This window comes from Aquabacterium sp. A7-Y, assembly GCF_026153205.1.
GTDB lineage: Bacteria > Pseudomonadota > Gammaproteobacteria > Burkholderiales > Burkholderiaceae_C > Caldimonas.
The window spans coordinates 115,056-135,935 of record NZ_JAPFBW010000002.1; the positions used below are offsets into that span (position 1 = coordinate 115,056).

General features: G+C 65.0%; 18 protein-coding genes and 1 pseudogene. 18 read left to right on the forward strand and 1 reads right to left on the reverse strand.

What is annotated here, in order from left to right; all coding sequences use genetic code 11:
• Positions 1-4: 4 nt before the first annotated feature.
• The 8 genes and pseudogenes from OOT46_RS02385 to OOT46_RS02420 all read left to right on the forward strand — a co-directional run.
• Entirely contained in the window at positions 5-244 is a 240-nt protein-coding gene (locus OOT46_RS02385) for a hypothetical protein (protein WP_265401977.1), read from the forward strand.
• Complete coding sequence (locus OOT46_RS02390; RefSeq protein WP_265401978.1) at positions 241-453, forward strand: hypothetical protein; 213 nt, start codon at positions 241-243, stop codon at positions 451-453. Before OOT46_RS02385 ends, OOT46_RS02390 begins: the two co-directional genes overlap by 4 nt.
• A complete protein-coding gene (locus OOT46_RS02395) occupies positions 450-2,657 on the forward strand; it encodes a phage tail protein (protein ID WP_265401979.1) in 2,208 nt (735 codons plus the stop codon). Before OOT46_RS02390 ends, OOT46_RS02395 begins: the two co-directional genes overlap by 4 nt.
• Position 2,658: 1 nt before the next feature.
• The gene (locus tag OOT46_RS02400) at positions 2,659-3,009 is read left to right on the forward strand and encodes a DUF2793 domain-containing protein (protein ID WP_265401980.1); all 351 of its coding nucleotides are present in this window, start codon (positions 2,659-2,661) and stop codon (positions 3,007-3,009) included.
• A gap of 59 nt (positions 3,010-3,068) precedes the next feature.
• Positions 3,069-3,371: a DUF6127 family protein gene (locus OOT46_RS02405; protein WP_265401981.1), complete on the forward strand. Its 303-nt coding sequence runs from the start codon at positions 3,069-3,071 to the stop codon at positions 3,369-3,371.
• The gene (locus OOT46_RS02410) at positions 3,368-3,847 is read left to right on the forward strand and encodes a hypothetical protein (RefSeq protein WP_265401982.1); all 480 of its coding nucleotides are present in this window, start codon (positions 3,368-3,370) and stop codon (positions 3,845-3,847) included. The genes OOT46_RS02405 and OOT46_RS02410 overlap by 4 nt, the downstream gene beginning before the upstream one ends.
• Complete coding sequence (locus tag OOT46_RS02415; protein ID WP_265402114.1) at positions 3,847-4,320, forward strand: HNH endonuclease signature motif containing protein; 474 nt, start codon at positions 3,847-3,849, stop codon at positions 4,318-4,320. The genes OOT46_RS02410 and OOT46_RS02415 overlap by 1 nt, the downstream gene beginning before the upstream one ends.
• Positions 4,317-4,772, forward strand: a pseudogene (locus OOT46_RS02420) (lysozyme); the annotation flags it as partial. The gene OOT46_RS02415 and the pseudogene OOT46_RS02420, both read left to right, overlap by 4 nt.
• Before the next feature lie 185 nt (positions 4,773-4,957).
• Here the strand turns inward: OOT46_RS02420 and OOT46_RS02425 are convergent.
• Positions 4,958-7,510 (reverse strand): ATP-binding protein, encoded by a 2,553-nt coding sequence (locus tag OOT46_RS02425; RefSeq protein ID WP_265401983.1) that lies wholly within the window; start codon positions 7,508-7,510, stop codon positions 4,958-4,960.
• Positions 7,511-7,763: 253 nt separating this feature from the next.
• Here OOT46_RS02425 and OOT46_RS02430 point away from each other — a divergent pair, with 253 nt between their 5' ends.
• From OOT46_RS02430 to OOT46_RS02475, 10 genes are all read left to right on the forward strand, one after another.
• The gene (locus OOT46_RS02430) at positions 7,764-9,146 is read left to right on the forward strand and encodes a response regulator (protein WP_265401984.1); all 1,383 of its coding nucleotides are present in this window, start codon (positions 7,764-7,766) and stop codon (positions 9,144-9,146) included.
• Positions 9,147-9,224: 78 nt separating this feature from the next.
• Positions 9,225-9,644: a response regulator gene (locus OOT46_RS02435; protein ID WP_265401985.1), complete on the forward strand. Its 420-nt coding sequence runs from the start codon at positions 9,225-9,227 to the stop codon at positions 9,642-9,644.
• A gap of 107 nt (positions 9,645-9,751) precedes the next feature.
• A complete protein-coding gene (locus OOT46_RS02440; protein WP_265401986.1) occupies positions 9,752-10,045 on the forward strand; it encodes a hypothetical protein in 294 nt (97 codons plus the stop codon).
• A gap of 334 nt (positions 10,046-10,379) precedes the next feature.
• Entirely contained in the window at positions 10,380-10,550 is a 171-nt protein-coding gene (locus tag OOT46_RS02445; RefSeq protein ID WP_265401987.1) for a hypothetical protein, read from the forward strand.
• Between the two features lie 344 nt (positions 10,551-10,894).
• Complete coding sequence (locus OOT46_RS02450; protein ID WP_265401988.1) at positions 10,895-13,843, forward strand: type VI secretion system Vgr family protein; 2,949 nt, start codon at positions 10,895-10,897, stop codon at positions 13,841-13,843.
• Positions 13,844-15,067, forward strand: coding sequence for a hypothetical protein (locus OOT46_RS02455; protein ID WP_265401989.1), 1,224 nt, complete (start codon positions 13,844-13,846; stop codon positions 15,065-15,067).
• A 3-nt stretch (positions 15,068-15,070) separates the two neighbouring features.
• On the forward strand, positions 15,071-15,739 hold the full coding sequence (locus OOT46_RS02460) for a hypothetical protein (protein ID WP_265402117.1): 669 nt from the start codon (positions 15,071-15,073) through the stop codon (positions 15,737-15,739).
• Positions 15,740-15,884: 145 nt separating this feature from the next.
• Positions 15,885-16,553 (forward strand): hypothetical protein, encoded by a 669-nt coding sequence (locus tag OOT46_RS02465; RefSeq protein ID WP_265402118.1) that lies wholly within the window; start codon positions 15,885-15,887, stop codon positions 16,551-16,553.
• Positions 16,554-16,833: 280 nt separating this feature from the next.
• A complete protein-coding gene (locus OOT46_RS02470; protein ID WP_265401990.1) occupies positions 16,834-19,701 on the forward strand; it encodes a type VI secretion system Vgr family protein in 2,868 nt (955 codons plus the stop codon).
• A gap of 20 nt (positions 19,702-19,721) precedes the next feature.
• Entirely contained in the window at positions 19,722-20,840 is a 1,119-nt protein-coding gene (locus OOT46_RS02475; protein ID WP_265401991.1) for a DUF4123 domain-containing protein, read from the forward strand.
• The last annotated feature ends 40 nt before the right edge of the window (positions 20,841-20,880 follow it).

Here is a 20,880-nt window from a genome sequence, read left to right on the forward strand (position 1 = left end):
CCCCATGTGGGCCCAAATCATCGTCTGGATCGTCACGACGGTCCTGTCGGCGCTGCTCGCGCCCAAACCGAGAACCCAGGAAGCGCAGCCCGGCCAGATCGGCGACAAGGACGTTCCCATAGCGTCCCAGGATGCGCCCATCCCCGTGCTGTTCGGCACCCGCGTGATCTCCGGCCCGAATGTCGTCTGGTACGGCGACGTGCAGGTCAAGCCCATCAAGAAGAAGAGCGGAGGCAAGAAGTGAGCGAGGTGACAGCACGGCTGGAACACGCGCGCCAGTTGGGCTATTGCGCCCGCGGCATGCGCCGCTGGTTCGAGGGGCGCGAGCGGACATGGGCCGAGTTCGTCGAGCAGGGCGTGCCGGCCGAGTGGCTGCGCGCCAGCGGCGACGCGATGGCAGTGCGCGTTGCCCAGCAGGCCGAGCAAGCCGCGACACAAGAGCCTGATCAATGAGCGGCGGTGGCAGCAAGAAGAAGGTCACGGTTGGCCACTGGTACGGACTGGGTGCGCAGCTGGTGTTGTGCCATGGGCCGGTGGACGCCGTCACCGAGATCCGGGTCGGCGAGCGGGTGGCCTGGTCCGGGCAGGCCACCAGCACCACCACCATCGGCATCAACCGGCTGGACCTGTTCGGGGGTGAGGACCGCGAGGGCGGCGTCGAGGGCTCCGTCGACATCCTCATGGGCGAGCCAAGCCAAGGCCGCAACGCCTACCTGCAAGAGCGGCTCGGGGCCGACATCCCGGCCTTTAGGGGGGTGGTGTCGCTGGTGCTCAAGCGGGTGTGGGTCGCGGCGATGAATCCGTATATCAAGCCATGGTCCGTTCGCGCCCGTCGAACGCCGCGGGGCTGGTACGAGCAGAAAGCCGCGATCGGCGCTGACGCCAACCCGGCCCACATCATCCGCGAGTGCCTGACCAATGCGGACTGGGGCATGGGCTACCCGGCCGGCGACATGGACGAGGCCAGCTTCCGGGCGGCGGCGGACACGCTGCACGCCGAGGGGTTCGGTCTGTCCCTGCTGTGGTCCCAGGAAGAAACGATTGAGAGCTTCGTGCTCTCGGTGCTCAAGCACGTCGACGGGGTGCTCTATGTACACCCGCGCTCGGGGCTCTTCGTGCTGCAGCTGGCGCGGGCCGACTACCAGTTGGACCGGCTGCCGATTTTCGACCCCTCCAACATCCTGCGCATCGAGGAGTTCACCCGGCCGTCCTGGGGCGAAACCGTCAACCAGGTGACGGTGGTGTACCGGGACGCGGCGAGCGACAAGGATGCCTCGGTCACGGTGCAGGACATCGCCGCGGTGCAACTCAACGGCGGCGTGGTCGCCACTTCACTCCAGTACCCGGGCATCAGCCACGGGGCGCTGGCCACGCGGGTCGCCATGCGGGAACTGAAGCAGCTGTCGGCCAGCCTCGCCAAGTGCACCTTTATCGCCAACCGGCAGGCCGCGGCGCTGCAGATCGGCGGCGTCGTGAAGCTGTCCTGGCCGCCTTACGGCATCGAGCAGCTGCCGATGCGCATTGTCCGCACCGCCTATGGCGAGCTGGCGAGCGGGGCGGTGCGGGTCGACTGCGTGCAGGACATCTTCGGCCTGCCGCAATCGGTCTATTCGGCACCGCCACCGTCCGGCTGGAAGGAACCGACCAGCGAACCCTTGCCCTGTCCGCAACAGGCGCTGTTCGAGGTGCCGTACTGGTGGATCGTCCAGGACCTCACTGGCGAGTCGGACAGCCGGCTCGGGGACATCGGTGACCTGGACGGGCTCGTGGCGGTCTGCGGCTCGCGGCCGAGCGGCGACGCCTTCGGGTTCAAGGCGATGGCCCGCGTGGGTGGCGGCTGGGAGGACAAGGGCCAGGGCAGCTTCACGCCGACGGCGATCCTGGCGGTGGCGCTGCCGCCATCCGGCAGCCAGGTGCGCGTGTCACTGGCGAACGGCATCGGCTTGGAGGATGTCGAAGCGGGCGGGCTCGCCCTGGTGAACGGGGAGTGGCTCAAGGTCGCCTCGCTCGACCGGGCAGGCGCCGGGGAGCCAGCTGCGGTGTTCGAGCGCGGCCTGCTCGACACGGTGCCCGTCGGGCACCCCGCCGGCAGCCGGGTGTGGTTCGCCGAGGAGGCTCGCCACTACCTGCAACCGGAGTACGTCCAGGGCGAGACGGTGCGGGCCCGGCTGCTGACGCAGACGGCGCGCGGGACCTTGCCGCTGGGCGAAGCCCCGGAGATGAGCCTGACGCTGGCCAAGCGCTTCATCCGGCCCTACTGCCCCGGCAACCCCCGCGTCAACAGCCGGACCTACCCGGCGGCAGTCGCGGGCGAGATCATCATCAGCTGGGCCACACGCAACCGCCGCACGCAGACGGCCTACCTCGTCCTGCAGACCGAAGGCGAGATCACGCCGGAGGCGGGGCAAACCACCACCGTGCGCTTCTACGGCGAGACCGGCTCGCTGCGGCGCACCTTGACCGGCCTCGCGGGCAACAGCGTGACCTGGCCGCTGGCGCAGGAGCTCGCGGACTCGGGGCTCGGGCGGGTCAACGCAAAGCTGCGGGTGGAGATCGAGTCACTCCGCGACGGCCACGTGTCCTGGCAGAAGCACAGCATCGAGTTCGAGCGGGCCGGCTACGGCCTGCACTACGGCAACTACTACGGAGGCGTTTGAATTGGCGAGCACCGATCCCAACCTCGGCCTGACCTACGGCTGGGCCCAGGGGGAACACAACTGGAACGGCGGCATGGACGCCAATCTGAAACGGCTGGGCGCCGTGGTGGGACTGTCGGTCAAGGACCGGGATCTCACCGCGCCGCCGGCCACCCCGGCGGACGGCGACCGCTACATCGTTCCGGCAGGCGCCACCGGTGCCTGGGCCGGAAAGACGGGACAGGTCGCGGTGCGCATCGCAGGCGCCTGGGAGTACCACGCGCCCAAGGTCGGCTGGCTCTGCTTCCTTGAGCACGAAAACAAGTTGAGCGTCTACAAGGCGGCCGGCTGGAGTCCCGGCATAGCCATCTGATCTTCCCCTTCCCCACCCGAACCCGCCCCTGTGGCGGGTTTTTCATTTGGAGAACACCGATGACTGAAGAGAACAAACCTGCCTTGGTGGACAACATGCTGGTGTTGAACAAGGAGGACTTCGACGATCTGTTGGACCGGGCGGCAGAGCGCGGTGCCGAGCGCGTGCTGATGCTGCTCGGCTTCGACGACCGCGGCGATGCGGCGCGCGACCTGCGAGAGCTGCGCGATCTGCTGGACGCCTGGCGTGACGCCCGCCGCACAGCGTGGCGCACCGTCGTCAAGGTGTTCACCACCGGGCTGCTCGCGGCGCTGTTGATTGGTGCTTCCATCAAGTTCAACCCCTGGGGAGGCGGCCAGTGATCGAGACGCTGCTGGGCGGCTTGCTCGGCGGCGCCTTCCGGCTCGCGCCCGAGCTGCTCAAGTGGCTGGACCGTGCGGGCGAGCGCGCCCAGGAGCTGGCGATGCAGGACAAGGCGCTGGAGTTCGAGCGTCTCAGGGGCGCGCAGCGCATGGCTGAGATCGGAGCGGCGGCCGACGTCGCCTGGAACGTCGGGGCGATAGGAGCGCTGAAAGAGGCAATTGCGGCGCAGGGCCGGCCCTCAGGCGTGAAGTGGGCAGATGCGTTGTCGACAAGCGTGCGGCCGGTCGTCACCTACTTGCTGGTGGCGATGTACTGCAGCGTGAAGGCGGCGACCTTCGTTGGGTCGGTCCAGACAGGGGTCAGCTTCGGCGCTGCATTGCTCGCAGCCTGGACCGATGCGGACCAAGCGCTGCTGTCCGGGGTACTGAACTACTGGTACCTTTCCAGGACCTTAGACAAGGTACGGGGCGCGTGATGGCCCGTACTGGAAGACCAGAAACGCCGCTGCGCCAGCGATTCCTGGCCAAGTTCAAGATCGATCCGGAAACACAGTGCTGGAACTGGACAGCAGCCTCGTGCCCCCAGGGCTATGGCTTTCTGAAGCGAAAGGACGGTGTGCAGCTGCGTGCGCACCGCGTCGCTTATCAACTGTATAACGGAGAGATCTCATGCGGATGGTGTGTCTGCCATCGTTGCGACAACCCGCGGTGCGTCAACCCGGCTCACCTGTTTGTCGGCACACACAAGGACAACGCAGCCGACATGGTCGCCAAGGGTCGGGCGGCTCGAAGCCTGGGTGAGCACAACCCAGCTGCCCGCCTAACGGCAGACCAAGTGCGTTGCATCCGCAGCGAGATCGGTTCTCATGTCGAGCTGGGACGCCGCTTCGGCGTGTCACCAACGCAGGTCGGCCTCATCAAACGGGGCAAGCGATGGGCGCACCTGTGATCGAAGTGCCTCCGCAGGCCATCGAGCTGGCCAAACGCTTTGAGGGCTTCCACCGCGTTCCGAAGCACGATCCTCTGCGCCGGGCCCACCCGTACATCTGCCCGGCGGGGTATCTGACTATCGGTTATGGCCATCTCTGCAAGCCCGACCACCCGCCCATCACCGAAGCCGAGGCCGAGGTCTACCTGATGCAGGACCTGGCCAAGGCGCTTGAGGCGACGCTGCGCTACTGCCCGGTGCTGTACAGCGAGCCGGAGGGGCGGCTCGCGGCCATCGTCGACTTCACATTGAACCTTGGGGCCGGGCGCTTGCAGACCTCCACGCTGCGCCGCCGACTTAACGAGCGGGACTGGACTGCTGCGGCGCGAGAGCTGCGCCGCTGGGTCTACGGTGGCGGCAAGGTTTTGGCCGGACTGGTCGCGCGCCGTGAGACGGAAGCGCGCTTGCTCCTCGGCATCTCGTCGGTCATCGATCCCGGGCCGTCTCTAGGTCTGACGCCGCGGCCAGCAGCCCGCAAGCACGTCGGGAGAGAAGCAGAAGCTCCGGTCTCTTAGATAAGCGATTGCCTGGCTGCGGCACCTCGCCCAGTTAATGCTGACCTGCGCACGACCGCGATCGGCAGGCCCTGTTGTGTCCCTCAACGGTTGTTCCCCGCCCCAGTCTTCTTATTCAGGAGCAGACGGTCCACGCACTGCAGTACCGCCGGGATGTCCACCGGCTTGGTGAGGTAGTCGTCGAAACCCAGGCGCCGGGCCGCCCTGATCTGCTCCGGCATCGCATCTGCCGAGATCGCCACGATGGGCACCGATGCGCAGCGTCGGTCATGCCGGAAATGACGCAGCAACTCTGGCCCGTTCATGTCGCCGAGGTGCATGTCCAGCAACACCAGGTCCGGCACCTCGCGCGCCAAGAGATCAAGTGCCGCTGCCCCTGAGTCGGCGACGAGCAGACGCACGGAGGGGCGCAAGCGGAACACTTCCCGCAGCAGCAAAACATTCAGCTCGTTGTCCTCGACATAGAGCACCGTGTGCGAACCGGTGAGGCTCGCCTGCGGAACCCCGCCCGACTCCAGCGCCTCGTCGGCCATCAACCTGCCGACCACACGGGGCAACCGCACCGTGAAGGTCGAGCCGACGCCGACTTCGCTGCGCACTTCCAACTGCCCCTGCATCAGCTCCACCAGGCTGCGCGCGATCACCAAACCCAGCCCCGTTCCTTCCACCCCATGGGCCGCGCCGAGCCGGTTGAACGGCTCGTACAGATGGGCCAACTGTTCAGCCGACATGCCGCGCCCCGTGTCCGCGACGTGCAGCGCGATCTGCGCGTCCAGGGTCTCCAATGTCACGTCGACATGTCCGGCCTGCCGGTTGTATTTGACGGCATTGCTGAGCAGGTTCACCAGCACTTGGCGCAAGCGCGTGCGGTCAGCTCGTACAAACGCGTGCACGGGCGCCAGACGCACATCGAGTGTCACCGCGGCCCGCGCGGCTTGCGGCTGAACCAGCGACACGGCTTCGTGCACCACCCCGGAGAGATCGATCGGCTCGATCGACAGCGACATGCCACCCGCTTCGATGGTCGACAGCTCCAACACGTCGTTGAGCACGGCCAGCAGGTGGCGTCCTGCGTTCAGAATGTTCGTCACATGGCGCACGGGCCGTGCGTCCTGGGCTTGCCGCGCTTCCAGTTCGAGCAACTGGGCGAAGCCGATGACCGCGTTCAACGGTGTCCTCAACTCATGGCTGACCCGCGACAGGAACTCTGTCTTGGCTCGGTTGGCCGCTTCCGCGGCGCGCCGCGCCACTTGCTCTTCCTCGAGCGACTTGCGATCGGTCACGTCGCTGCAGTAGCCGTGCCACACGACACTGCCGTCCGATAGGCGTTCCGGTAGGGCGTGGGCTTCGAGCCAACGCACGCGGCCGTCGGGCAACACCACCCGGAACTCGTCCCGCCAAGCGCGCGCTTCCCGAGCAGAGCGAGCGATGTCAGCCTTTACTCGCTCCAGGTCCTCGGAGTGCAGGCGGTCGAACACGGCTTGCGCCGACTCCCGCACTTGCTCCGGGGTCGCCGCAAACAAGGAACGCACCGCCTCGCTGGCATACGGGAGGTTGGCGTGATCGTCCGGCCAGAGTCGGTACTGGTAAATCATGCCTGGCACCTGCGCCGCCAGCTTCCGGAGCAGTTCGTCCTGCGCGCGCGCATGCTGCTCGGCCTCGACGCGCTCGGTGACGTCCCTCGACACCGTCATGAAGCCCCGCACCACATCGCGCTCGTCCGGCAAGGCCGTGCTCAAGGTCTCCAGCCAAATCCAGTGGCCCTGGCCGTGGCGGAAGCGGTAGCGCACGGCTGCCTCCGGCGCGTCCTTTCGGAGCAAGGCGGCGATGCGCGCGGTGAGGTCCTCCCGGTCGTCGACATGGATGAAGTCCAGGGGCAGCTTGCCGAGCAGGTCGGACGGCTCGTATCCCACCGTGGGGGCGGACGAGGGGCTGACGTACTCGTAGCGACCGTCGGGGCCATGGAGACAAACGACATCGCGCACGTGTTGTGCGATGAGCCGCAGCAGGCCGCTGCCCGGCGGCTGGGGCTCTCGGTCCAGGGCCTGTAGCTGGTCCCGCAGCTCAAGAAACAGGACGTGTGCGAGGCTATGAACCATCGGCCCCATCTGGGCCACGAACAGGTCGTCATAGGCAGGCCCTTGGCGGGCGAGCATCAGCACCCCCAGACAGGCCGAGCCGAACCGCAACGGGAAACCGACCACTGCCGGGGCGTCTTTCGACGGCCGCCGGCGCCAGCAGCCGTCGCTCACGCGCGTATGCTGCAGTTCCTTGGCCAGACCGAGCAACACCCCGCCGTCCGTGTCCACCTTGTCGTAACACCGCAGCACCGGGTGGGTCCAGGCGAGGTCCGCCACCACCAGAGTGCGCAGGGAAGAGGATTCGGCGTCGGTCAGCGTCCTCGCCTGGGCCAGCAGTCCCTTCTGGCTGTCTGTGCAGCGCATCAGCTGTTGCAGCATCGGCTCCAGCACATCACAGCACCGTGCTCCCGACAGCAGCAGATCTTGCAGCCACGACGAAAGCGACGCCAGGTCCGAGGGGGCCGCGTCGTCAGGCAAAGAGAGGTCGTTCGAGGCCCCGGTACCGGGCTGGATCATCGCGCAAAGCGCCTTCTTCGGGCGTCCGTCGCCGGACATCGACGCGACAGGATGCCGCCCGATCTATGAAACTTAATCCCGCCGGCAAACCGCGCACCTAGGGCAACTACCCCCTCTCGAGCGAGGCGGCCTGCGTGGGCTTGTGGGGAAGAGACCATCCTCGCAAGTACAAAATAGCGCCAGAACACGGGCCGATCCTCTACCGTCAGGGTTACGGCGCTCGACCTGACTTTTGGGGGCGTTCCTCCCCGGAGGCTGCTGTGGTTTGGCGTCCGTTCTGGGAGCGGACCCGATGACCACATTCGACTTTGCGGAGGTGTTCACCACCGGTGCCCGCTACGCCTTCGCCAGCGCTCTCAAGCGGCGGCAATCGCTCTCGTTCGACTACCACGGCCCTCTCGTCACTTTGCAGGGGGACGAGGTGCAGATGCAGTGCGCCATCCACCGGCTGCTGTGTGGGGCCGGCGACGTATTGGCCGAGGGCTTTGTCATGCTGCATGCCCGGGTGACGCTGAACGACGCGGAGTCCGTGGTACTCATCAGCGCCGGCGGCACGGGCCCACTGTGCGACAACGCCATGACCTCCCAGGTGATGCAGCGTTTGCATTTGCAGGAGTTGGCCCGGGATCGCCGCTCGGAGGAGCACGTTCGTTCCGCGTTCGGCACCTGCCCCAACACCGGTGCGAGCTTGGTGTTCACTTGCATCCCCTCCGAGGGCGCTTTGTTCAACTTCAGGCTGGCGCACTTGGGTGGCGTTACAACGGAGCCTGACGTCAGCGCCCGCGGCGCCTCTGCCTGGGTCACAGCCTTTGATGGGGTGGTGACGGAATCGCTGCTGCGGCAGTTGCAGCGCTTGGGGTGGCGCACCACGCATTTCTCGTCTTGCGAGGACGCCGCCGATGCCCTTGCCGCTCTGGCCCCCCGTGCGACGCCGCCCGCCTGGCTGGTCGTCGTCGAGCGGCAAGACGCCCCCTTGGCCTCTCTACGGCGCCTGAACCAGCTGCTGCCCGCGTCTGCCCTGCGCACGCTGACCGTTCCGCTCGGTGCGGCAACTCTGGAGACGGCAGGGCCGTTGGAGGGCTTCGAGGTCCGGCTGTACCCGTTCAGTCCGGCGGAGCTGAACGAACAGACCCTCCGGGCCCGTTCCGGCGCGGCGCCTTCTTCTGGTCTCACCATCCCAGCCCCGCTGTTTGAGCACCACCGTCCCGTCCTGCTGATCGTGGACGACAACGAAGTCAACCGCCTCCTTGCCGGCGAAATGGCAAGAGTGTTGGGGTACTCCGTGGAGACGGCGATCGACGCGTTTGAGGGCATTGAACGCTGCGCTCAGAGGCCGCCACAGGTTGTGTTGATGGACATCGACATGCCGTACATGGACGGTTATGAGGCGGCGAGGCGCATTCGCCGTAAACAAAGCGTGGGCGAACTGCCCCCGTTCACCATCATCGCGCTCACGGCGGGGCTGGAGACCGTATCCTCAGGGCGCGCCAATGAGGCGGGCATGGACGGTCACCTCAGCAAACCCTTGAACTTGCTGGCGCTGCAATCCGAATTGCACCGCCTGGTCCTGCCGTCCCCCCAAGTCCGCTCTTCTACGAGCACTGCGGCTAGAGACGGGACCGCCGGAGGCTCAAGCGGAGTAGCCCGGCCCGGTTCTGCCGCCCCCACCCGGTAGCGTTGCACTCGGTTTCGTCTGGCCATCGACTGTTGCCTTGAAGCGGAAGCGGGGAATGCTGTTTGCAGCATCGGACGCATGCAATCTGAATCTCCTGCTTTAGATGTTGACCAAGGCCCCCGGATTCTCGTAGTCGACGACAACAAGGACGCGGCAGACTCGCTCGCGGTGTTGCTCGGCTTGTTGGGTCACCACGTCCAGGTGGTGTACAACGGATTGGAAGCGGTCGAATGCGCCCGTAGCTTTCGACCGGCGCTGGTGATCATGGACATCAACATGCCGGTGATGGATGGATACGAAGCCGCGCGCAAGATCCGCGGCGCAGGTGGACGAGAACGGACATTCTTGGTTGCGTTAACGGCCTGCACATCCGAAGACGACCGAGAGGCCGCGGCGCAGGCCGGATTCGATCTCCATCTGCGCAAGCCCGCGAGCGCAGCGTCCGTGATTCACGTCGTATCGCAGGCGCTGGCCGGCGGCGACGACCCATCGGCGTAGTTGGGCACTCCGATTGCTTACGTCCGTCTGGTGCTAGCAAAGCTGCCGCGCGTTCATCAGTCTCCTGTATAACCGCAAGGCTTTCCTACTTCACTTCTTTTCGCCTCATGAAAAAAGATCTGGCCGGCATCGAGATGGACGAAGAACGCTTCGCGGCGGTGGCACGGCTGTGCAAAAACGATCTGAAGTTTCCGTCGTCTTTCGCGGAATGGAATGTGATGGAGCAGACCGGTAGGCTGGAAGCGAGCGCAGCGGGACGGCCGGTCGTTCGCTTGGTTGTTGAGCCCGAGGCATTCCAAACGTGGTGTGAGGTTGTAGGTATCGTGCCTTGTCTCGAAGCGCTGCGCGCGTTCGCCATCGTTAAGCGCGCGGAGGCTGCAGGTTTGAAACGGGCTGCGTAGCCCATGCGGCGCGGCAGCGCGGGCTGGCTGCGAATAGCGTTCTGCCCAGCAAGGAAGGGGGAGGGTGCAAGGTGACTAGGGAACAGCGAGACGGCACGCCACGCCCTGGTGTCGACCTCATGGGCTGCACGTGAGGCCAGTGCGGTTTGCGATGGCCGGGCATTTGGCGGCCCGGTTCTCGCCTATCTGGTCTTCTTCACTCTGTACCCGACATTTACTATGAGCGGCCCATCCCCTAATTGCTGCTGGGATTGATCGCCGGGGCCGTCGCCGACGCTCTTTCGGGGCGGCGAAAGCGAAGCCATAAACGTTGGTGGCGCTGCTTCTTGGGCTAATGTTCGCGACTATCGGCTGGTCGTTGGCCTTGAGCTGCCTCGGCACACTGGCCTTCAGCGCGGCCTACTTCTCCCTGCTCAACTGGGTCTCCGACACCATCGCGACGCGGCTGGCCGTGCTGGTGGTCGGCGCGCTCTTGTGGTTTTTCGTGCCGGTCCTACTGGCATAGGTTCCCGTCGCTGCTTGCACAGGCCACCGCTAAACTCTCGAGCGCGCCCCGCGTTCTTCCCTCCCTATTGGGGCGCCTTCCGGCCCGGCGCTGTTCCCGAACAGCCCCGGCCGTCTCTTTTGGTCCACTGGATTTCTCCATGGGTCGACGAGCATGGGTGGTGCCTGTGCATCCCCCATTTTGGGAGGGTCGCCATCCCTTCTCCCTTGCTAGTATGCGCCCCTGGATCATGGGGTCAGTAGTGCGCCGCCACTTACGGCAGTTCACTCGGCCGCACTGTGCGGCCCCAGCCCACCAACAATTCATTCCAGTAAGGGGCACTCTGCCCCGACGAGGGAGATTCCATGGCGTCTGGCGCTCTGGCGCAAGGCTTGGCTGCCGTGTCGAGCGCGTTTGACGTGCTCAAGTTCTTCGAACAACGCAAACGCTTGCTCAGGCTGGAAACCGCTTTGGAGAGCTGCGTCCTGGTGCCCGAGCGCGCCACGGTGCACGAAGCCGTGAACCAGCCCTTCGAGCTGCTGGTCGATGCGCTCTCGACCTCGGCCTACCTCGATCCGTCCGCGCTTGTAGGCGAGCAGATCAGTCTGCAGCTGCAATGCGGTGATGGCAGTTATCGATCTTGGCACGGCTTTGTGCTGAAGGCTGCACGGCTGGGGTCGGACGGGGGCGCTGCCCGCTACCGCCTGATTGCCGGACCTTGGCTGAGCTTTCTGGCATCGCGCCGTGACAGTTTTGTCTTCCAGGACAAAACGGCCTTGGAGATCGTGGAAGAGGTCTTCAAGGACTACCGGCAAGCCAATTACCGGGTGGAAGTGACGGAAACGCTGCGGCGCCGCAGCCTGTGCATCCAATACCGGGAAACTGATCTGGAGTTCGTCACGCGGCTGCTGGCTGAGGAGGGCTTGAGCTACCACTTCGAGCACCTGGGGGCCGACGGGGCACGGCAGGCTCACACGCAGGGGCATGCGAAACACGTGCTCTTGATCACCGACCGCGCCACCGAGCGGCCCCAGCTCGGCGATGTCCGGTTCACCCGCCCTGACGTGAACACCGTCGGCGACGCGATCAGCCATTTCGCTGCCCACCGCAGCCTGCAGCCCAATGCGGTGACGCTGGGCAGCTGGAACTACAAGCAGCTGGTTGGCACCTCTGCGCGCCACCAGTCCCAACTGGCGCAGGGAGAGGTCGGCGAGTTGGAGCAGTACGACGGCGCCGGCGCCTACCACTACGAGAGCGCGGCACATGCCGCGCGGGCAGCGGCCTTGCGCCTGGCTGCGCACGAGCTGAAGTTCAAGCAGTTCGACGGGCAGGGGGCGATGCGGGGCCTCGAGGCCGGACGGCGCTTTCGCCTGGTGGACCACCCGCTGTACGGCGCCAATACCACGTCCTTCAACTATGCGGGGCAGCTCACCGCCGGCCGCCAGCGCCCCGACAACGAATTCACCTTGCTGTCGGTGGTACATGAGGCGGCCAACAACCTCGGCGCCGAGCTGGCGCGGCATCTGAACCAGCCCGAGCTGGAGCAAGGCGGCTACCGCAACCGGTTCACGGCGGTGCCTGCTGCGGCGCCGGTGGTGCCACTCTGGCAACGCAAACCCACCGCCCCCGGTCCGCAGACGGCGCTGGTCGTGGGCATGGCGGGGGAGCCCTTGACCACCGAGCGCGATCTGCGAGTCAAGGTGCAGTTCCATTGGCAGCGCGGCGTGCAGCCCAACGCCGGCGGGTTGGCCCACCAAACGGCTGGTGATGCCGAGGGCAATGCTCCCGGCAACGAACAGGCCGGCACCTGGGTGCGGGTGGCCATGCCCAGTGCAGGGGCCAACCACGGGGCTGTCCTCATCCCGCGCAATGGGGTCGAGGTCATGATCGAATTCATCGAGGGGGACGGCGACCGCCCGGTGATCGTCGGGCAGGCCTTCAATGGGCAGGACCTGCCGCCGTTTTCGGCAGGGGTTGATTCTGGGGTCAACCACCCCGGGGTCATCTCAGGCCTGTACACCCACGCGTTGGACGGCCAAGGCAGCAACAGCTGGGTGGTGGACGATGCGACCGGGCAGCTGCGCATGCGTTTTTTGTGCACGCACGCCTTAAGCGAGCTCGGCCTGGGGTACCTGATCCAGCAAAGTACGCACAGCGCGCAGCGGGGGGCTTGGCGGGGTTCGGGCTTCGAGCTGGCGACCCAGGGATGGGCCACGGTGCGGGCGGCCGAAGGCCTCTTGATCAGCACCACGGCCCGGCCCGGGGTGGGCGCCAGTGTGACGAGCACCCAGTTGGATGTGGCCGAGGCGGTCGCTCAGCTGAAGGCGGCGCGCGACCTGGGCCAGCGCCTGAGCGAGGCGGCCGAGCACCAGCAGGCGCTAAAGCTGGCCAGCCACGACGACGGGCAGGCCGTGGAGCGTTTCATCCGGGGCCTGGATCCGCACCAGGACGGCCAGTACAAGGGGCAGGTCGACGGCCAGACGGCACTCAAGGCGCAGCCGGGCTCGCGCGAGCTGTCCGATCCGGTCGAGAAGTTCGCCACGCCGGTCATCCTGATGGAAACGCCCAGCGCAGCGGCCATTGTGACGCCGGCCACGCATGCGCAGTTTGCCGGTCAGGACCTGAGCCTCATTGTGCAGGGGGATGTACAGCAGACGGCGGGGCACACGTACAGCAGCGTCAGCGGCGAGACGACCAGCCTCTTCACGCACGATGGCGGGATCCAGGCGATCGCTGCCAACGGGCCGGTGTCGCTGCGGGCCCATACGGATGCGATGGAGATCCTCGCGGACCAGGATGTGTCGGTCATCTCGGTGAACGACGAGATCCGCATCCACGCGAGCAGCAAGATCGAGATGATCGCGGGCGAGAGCCGGATCACGCTCGAAGGCGGGAACATCACGTTTGCATGTCCGGGCAATTTCACGGTGAAGAGTTCAGGGCATCACTGGGAAGGGCCAGGGCGTGGCAGTGTTTCGCTGCCGGCGTTGCCGATGGCGCCTGTGACCATTGAACCGACCGATCTCGAAGTCGAGCGCCTTTACGCGGACGGCGCCGCAGTGCAGGGGGCCCCGGTGACGGTGACCTTCCGGAACGGGATGGTGCGCCAAGGCAAGCTTGGCACCGATGGCCGTGCCGAGTTCAAGAACGTGCCGTATGGTCCGGCAAAGATCGAGATCGGCGAGGACGTGCGGAACTGGAAGCGCGATACACCGCGGCATGAGCCCGACAACCCGTATTTCGAGCAGCCTTTCGACGAAGCGACGGCGAAGGCGTTGTATCAGGTGGTGATGAAGGGCCAGGGAGGGCGCTGAATGGATACCAACAAGGCCCTGGACTGGTTCTGGGGGCTCATCCTCGGGGACTTCAACGAGGATCCGGACGCGGCCCAGATTGTCATCGGCGCCGTCATCGGCTCGCTGCCCATCATCGGCCAGGCAGCCGACATTCGCGACGTGTGCGCCAATTGCTACCAGCTTTCGAAGGATCCCAAGGATTCCTGGAAGTGGATCGCGCTGGTGATCACCCTGCTGGCTTTCATCCCCGGCGTGGGGGACGCGTTGAAGGGGATCGCCAAACTTGCGATGCAGGCCTTGAAGTCCGGAGGAGCGCAAGCTGCGGAACGGATCAGGGACATCCTCGCGTTGGTGCGCGGTCTGGGCAAGGGCGACCCGGTCAAGTGGCTGCAGAACCTGCCTTGGGGCGAGTACCAGTCCCAGGTCGTGGGCTTCTGGCGCAAGGTCACCGGCAACCTGCTGCAAGCTATGGAATCGGTGGGCAACAGCTGGATCGCGCGCTGGGCCATCGGCCATCAGAATGTGGAGTCGCTGGAGCAGGCCGCTCGCATGATCCGCAAGTTGCGGGAGTTGGGGGAGTCCGAAATCCCGCAGGCTTTCACGCGACTGCGCGGCGCCATCGATGATCTGCTCAAGCGGGCGGAGCCGGAGAAGCTGGACGGCTCCTCCGGCACGAAGAACGTGCTGCAGCACAGCTCCAAACCTCTGATGCGAATTCAGTATGAGCTGGAAGTGAAACAGATTGCCGATCGCGCCAACGCCATGCGGGCCGCAGGCAAGTCAGAAGCGGAAGTGGCCGAATATGCCGTTGCAGAGCGGCGTAAGATTGGGTTGAAGTTCAAGGAGCAGACCGAACCGCGGCTGCGCGAGATCATCTACGGGCGCAACCAGGACATATATGGCGATGAACTGGGTCCGCTTTACACACGCACCCCTGACGGGAAAGCCTGGCAGTACAAGAAGATCGACAAAACCACGCGTAAGGCAGAATATTCAGTCGTCTCCGATGAGAAAGCCATTAAGAATGCTACACAGGCAGGAGGCGACGATTTTCCTTGGGCAAAGGTGCTCGAATTCGACAGCGCGGTAAAAGCTGGAGATGCAGCAAAGCAGAGTAAACTGATTGAGGCCATCAAAAAGTTGATCGACCTTAATGGAAGATTGAAGTCCGCGCAAAAGGCAGGCAAGCTGGATGAAGCGGCGAAATTGCAAGCCCAAATCGACGAACTTTTACTTCAGTAAATCATGCTGTTACGTAATTTTTTGCGCGGGCGACCGGTCATATGGTTCGACCATGAAACGGGAACGTCGCGACCGGCGACCGCTGCCGAAGTGCCCGAGGGGGTACCGCTGATCGATGTTCCCGGCATTGAAGGTGACTACCTCGAAGAAGATGACGGTTCGCGTTTTTACAGATACTGGACCGACGCAAGCACGCGTTTCTTCTTCAGGGCTTCCGATGGTACGGTCATCGAAATGGATGGGAAGAACTACGCCGAAGTCACACCCGCGAACGACCTTGCTGGCCGGCCGAGTGCGGATCTTGCGGTGTTGAGGATCTATTCTGAGCAAGGGCAATTGCTGTACACGCATACTTACGACGCTGCGAAGTACTACGCCCTTTACATGTCGGATTTCAGCTTCCCGGCACCAGAACTTGTCGACTGGGACTTCTTTCTGGGTCTGCCACTCAATTTCGACTACATGAGGGAGAGGCGGAGTGGAACGAATCAGGACGATAAGGCCGTACGGCCGGGCGGAGTAGCTGCTGGGCAGCCTTGTCCCCGCGAAGGCTACTGGTTCACGCCGGCGGGGGAGAATTCCCGGCGCCACTTTGCGCAAGGCGAATTAATGCCTGAGGTCAAAAGTGATTACGGGGCGACGATCTGGCAGTGGGATCCGGCTCAGGGGTAAAACCGGTCTGGATGTCGTCGAGAGTCGGGAGCGCGGTTCTATATAGATGGGCGTGGGCAGGTTTTGGGGACCTATTCTTGGAGACCCGCGCCGACGACCTGGCGAAATTGTAAGACCAAGTCGATGAAATATCAGGCGGGTAGTCATGCTGCTGCGAAATTTTCTGCATGGGGATCCCGTCGTTTGGCTTGATCACAAGACCGGATCGTGGCGCCCTGCGACCGCCGCGGAGGTGCCCGAAGGTGTGCCTCTGATCGACGTTCCCGGCATTGATGGTGACTACCTCGAAGAGGATGACGGTTCACGGTTCTATCGATATTGGATCGACGCGCGCACGAAATTCTTCTTCAGAAGTTCCGATGGCACCGTGAGCGAGATTGACGGGAAGAAGTACGCGGAGGTGACGCCCTCCCGTGACCTTGCGGGACGGCCAAGTCCACAGTTGGCTGATTTCAAGATTTATTCTGAGCAAGGACAGTTGCTGTTCATACATACGTATAACGCGGCAAAGTACCACGAGATTTACATGTCGGATTTCAGCGTCCCGGCATCGGAACTCGAGGAGTGGGATTTCTTCCTCGCCTTGAAAGCGGGTTTCGAGTATATGAAGAAGAAGCGAGGCGGCGAGGATCAGAGCAACTCAATCATGCGACCAGGCGGCACAGCTGCTGGGGAGCTCTGCCCCCGCGAAGGCTACTGGTTCACGCCTGCGTGGGAGAATTCGCGGCGCCACTTTGCGCAAGGCGAATTAATGCCTGAGGTCAAAAGTGATCACGGGGCGACCATCTGGCAGTGGGATTCGACGCAGGGTTGAAACAGCTCCTGGTTGAGCTGCGTTACCCCAACAGCGGGATCTCTGCGCTGGGCATTGCGTAACAGACTTATACCGTCCGGCCCCTCAGATGGGGGAAGACACCCGCTGACCAGCCTTGGCATTGTTAAACTCGCTCGCACACAACGGGTGCCAGCCACGCAAGGCTGCGCACTTACCAGTCATCGAGGGAGCCCATGCAAACGTCCATCCTGGCCGACGCCTTCGGTTGTGCGGCAGGCTGCATTGTGCTTACGCCTTGCTGCCGTCGACGGGAGTCTGCATGACCGACCTTTCGACCTTAGCGGCCGCTGCGCAGGCCCTGTTGTCCGGCTACACCCAGACCGATCGGCTGCTTGATTTACACACGCCACTTGGCCGCAACGTCCTGCTCGCCGAGCGCATGACTTTGACCGAGAGCATCGGTCCCAGCGGCCCCGACTGTGGTTTCAGGCTTGAACTCACCGCGCTGAGTGCCGACGCCCACCTCGAACTCAAGGAACTGATCGGCCGGCCTGTGCTGCTGCAGCTGCTAGGCCAGGCGAGCCGCACGGCCTTGCGTCCCTTTCATGGGCACGTCACCGCCTTTTCATTGTTGGGTGCCGATGGCGGCATGGCGCGCTACCACCTGATCGTCGAGCCTTGGCTGGCCGTTCTGGCCTACCGTCAGGACAGCCGGACGTTCCAGAACCTGACGGTAATGGAGATCATCGAAGCGGTCTTTGCCGGCTACCAAGCCCATGGCGCGCTGGCGCCTGCCTGGCGCTGGGAGCTGGCGGACCGTGAGGCCTATCCCCGGCGCTCGCTCTGCACCCAATACCGCGAAAGCGACCTCGCCTTCATCACACGGCTATTGCGGGAGGAAGGACTGTTTTTCTGGTGGGGGCACGAAGGCGACACCGGCAGCGCATCGTTGGGTCGACACACTTTGGTGATCGCCGACCACAACGGCGCCTTCAAACCCAACAGTCAGCCGCGTGTGCGTTACACCCAACCCGGCGCGGTGATGAAGGAAGACAGCCTGCGGCAGTGGCACAGCGAGCAACGGGTCACGACGCAAGCCGTGAGCCTGGCGAGCTGGGACTATCGCAGCATCCAGTTGCGCCCGGTCAGCGCCACCGCACTGCACACCGCCGGCGGTATTGCCAGCGAATGCCAAGATGTGCCGGGCGTGTACGCCTACGAAACCATTGCCCAAGGGCAACGCCTGGCGCGGCGCCAGCAGGAAGCGCTGGACGCTCGCGGCCAACTGTTCTACGGCGAAGGAACGGTGCGCAGCTTCACACCGGGCAGTGTCATCACGGTGCTGGACCACCCCAATCACCAAGGTGGAGACCAGGACCGCTTCGTGTTGTTGCGGGCCGAACACCGGGCGCGCAACAACGTCTCGGCCGATCACCGGGCGGCGATCGACAGTTTGCTGGGGAAGGTCCTCGACGCCGCCGGCCGACCTGACAAAGGCGAGCCCGGCTCGGCCAACGCCAGCGAGGAGCCGCTGTACAGCGTGAAGGTAGTGGCGCTGCCGGTGGCCGTGTCGATGCGGGCCCCCGTACTGGACGTGGTGTTCGACCCTAAAGCCAACCTCAACAGCATTGTTCGGTATCCGCGGCCTGTCGTGAAAGGCACGCAAACCGCGATCGTCGTGGGCTTGGATGCACCCGTGTATACCGACCGCGACCACCGCATCAAGGTCCAGTTCCACTGGCAGCGCGGTGGCAACGGCAGCCACCGGCTGAGTGCCACCGGCACTGACAACGCACCGGCCAACGATGCCAGCGGCACCTGGGTGCGCGTGGGGACGTCCGTGGCCGGCAGCAACTGGGGCAGCGTCTTTACTCCGCGCCTCGGGCAGGAAGTGCTCGTCGCCTTCCTCGGAGGCGACCTCGACCGGCCCATTGTGGTCGGGAGCCTCTACAACGGGATGGGTCAGGACAACGGGCAGGGCAATCAAATCGGCGGGGGCGCGGCCAACGCCACAGGCAACGCGCCGGCCTGGTTCCCCGGTTCAGAAGCGGCCGGGCCGCGTCAGGGACACCAGCACGCGGCCGTGATGGCGGGGTTCAAGACCCAGGAACTGAAGGCCAGCCAAGACGGGGCCGGCGGCTACAACCAGCTGGTGTTCGACGACAGCCCCGGACAAGGTCGCATGCAGCTGGCCAGCACACAGCACCGCACGCAGTTGAACCTGGGGCACCTTCTGAACCAGAACGACAACCAGCGCCTGCACCCGAGGGGGCATGGCAGCGAGCTGGTCACCGAGGCCAGTGGCGCGGTGCGTGCGGGCAGTGGGCTGCTGATCAGCGCCGATGCGCGTGCTGCGGGTTCGACCGGCACCAGCGCGCAGCTGGATACCCAGGAGGCCGAGGCCCTGCTTCAGCAAAGTGCCCGATTGACCACGTCCTTGATCGACACCGCGCAGAAGCACAAGGCGCGACTGAAGGATGAAGCGGCACCGCAGGAGCTGTCCGTGCCGCAGGCGCACAAGGCGCTGCTGGACAGTGTTGCGACCACCGACCAGCGCGGCGGCGCCGGCAGCGGCGAGGATCAGGCGATCGGCGGCGGTGCCGGGACGGTCAAGGCTTGGCGACGGCCGGACCTGGTGGCTTCAGCCCCGGCCGGCATCGGCCTGTTCACGCCGGCCGATACGCTGATGAGTGCGGGCAATACGGCGAGCTGGGTGGCGGGGCAGGACATCACGCATACCGCGCAGCGGCACTACAGCCTGGCTGTGCAAGGCGGCATCGGCTGGTTCACGTATGGCAAGGCGAGCAATGCGAGCAAGGCCAACCAAGAGAGCGGCATCCGGCTGCACGCCGCCTCGGGCAGCGTGAGCAGCCAGAGCCAGAGTGCCGCGACCAAGCTGACGGCGGACAAGGCCGTGGAGGTGAGCAGCACGCAAGCGGCCATTCAGATGGGCGCGCCGAAGCACATCTTGCTGACGGCAGGCGGCTCATCGATCCGGATTGAAGGCGGCAACATCACCTTGACCACACCCGGGGCGGCGCGGTTCAAGGCGAGCATGAAGGAGTTGACGGGGCCGGCAAGCACGAGCTCCTCAATGGAGTTGCCCAATGTCGCGCCCCTGAAGGGCTGCGCAACCTACACTCAATATCCGGCGATGGGCGCCCAAGCGTCGGCGCTGCTCGAATAATGGTCGAGGGGGGAACGCTCATGTCGCCCGAACATGCGACGCTCGGAGCGGTGCCTGACGCGATGCCGCCCTCAGAGGGTGTGGCGTCCCGGGATGCATTGCTCGACGTGGCCGACGCGCTGCATCGTGACTTCGCGGCGCTCCACGCAGAAGATCCTGCTTGCCGCTGCATTCTTCTGATCGATCCGTCTTTGCGCGATGCGACGCTGGACGAGGACTTTGCCTCGGGCATCGCGTCCCTGCGGCTGCAGCCCGAGCCGATCCAATGGCGGCATCGAAAACTCATCTCGGGGCACCGCCCCCTGCTGTTGCCGCTCGACCTGTCCAAGAGCGCCGCGAGTGTGCTACTCGCGGCCAGCCTGAGGATGGCGGCCGAGGACATGGATCCGCACAGTTTGAGGCAAGGGTGGGGGCAACGCATTGGCGGCTGGCTGTTCTCCAGTGCGTCCGCCGTGGAGCTGGCTCGCCACATGGGGACGCTGGCAGTGCAGCAGTTGCCGGCCGGCCTGCCTGTTTATGCCGGGCGCAGGCGCTTGCTCCGCTTCTTTGACCCGCTGGTGTGGCCCGTGCTCTGGGAAGTTTCTCGCCCGGCACAGCGCGCGGCTCTGCTGGGCCCGGTGAAACAGAGGCTCTGGGTCGATCCGCGACTCGCACTGGAGCGAGTCATCTACCCGGCGGCCGATTCGGCCGCGCCACAGGCGGAAGCCGACGATACCCAATTGGACGCGCTGTGGGATGCACAGCAATGGCCGGTGCTCCTGGCGCTCGATGCGTTCAACCCGGCGGCCATCGACCGCGGCCTCGACCAGGGAATCCTGGCGCAGCGACCCGCTGCATTGGCCACGTTGACCCGTCTGCTCCAGCTGGGCGTAGGCGACGCGCGAGATCTGGAAAACCTGGCCAAGCTTACCCTGAGCCGCCACGTTGCCTTCGACCGCCACCCGCGCGTGCGCGCCCTGCTGGAACAACGACCGGCAGCGCAGTACGCGAGCGCCGCGCTCTCAGCACTGACAGATGACGACTGGCATGGCATCTGTGAAGACCTTGCCGGCGCACGCAGCTTTCAAGATAGCCCGACCATCGCCCCTCCAAAACCGGCGCATGGGGACAGCAGTAGCGGCACAGGCTTCTCGAGCTGAACCGAGAGCGTTGACCCATCCAATCATTGATCTCGCCTGT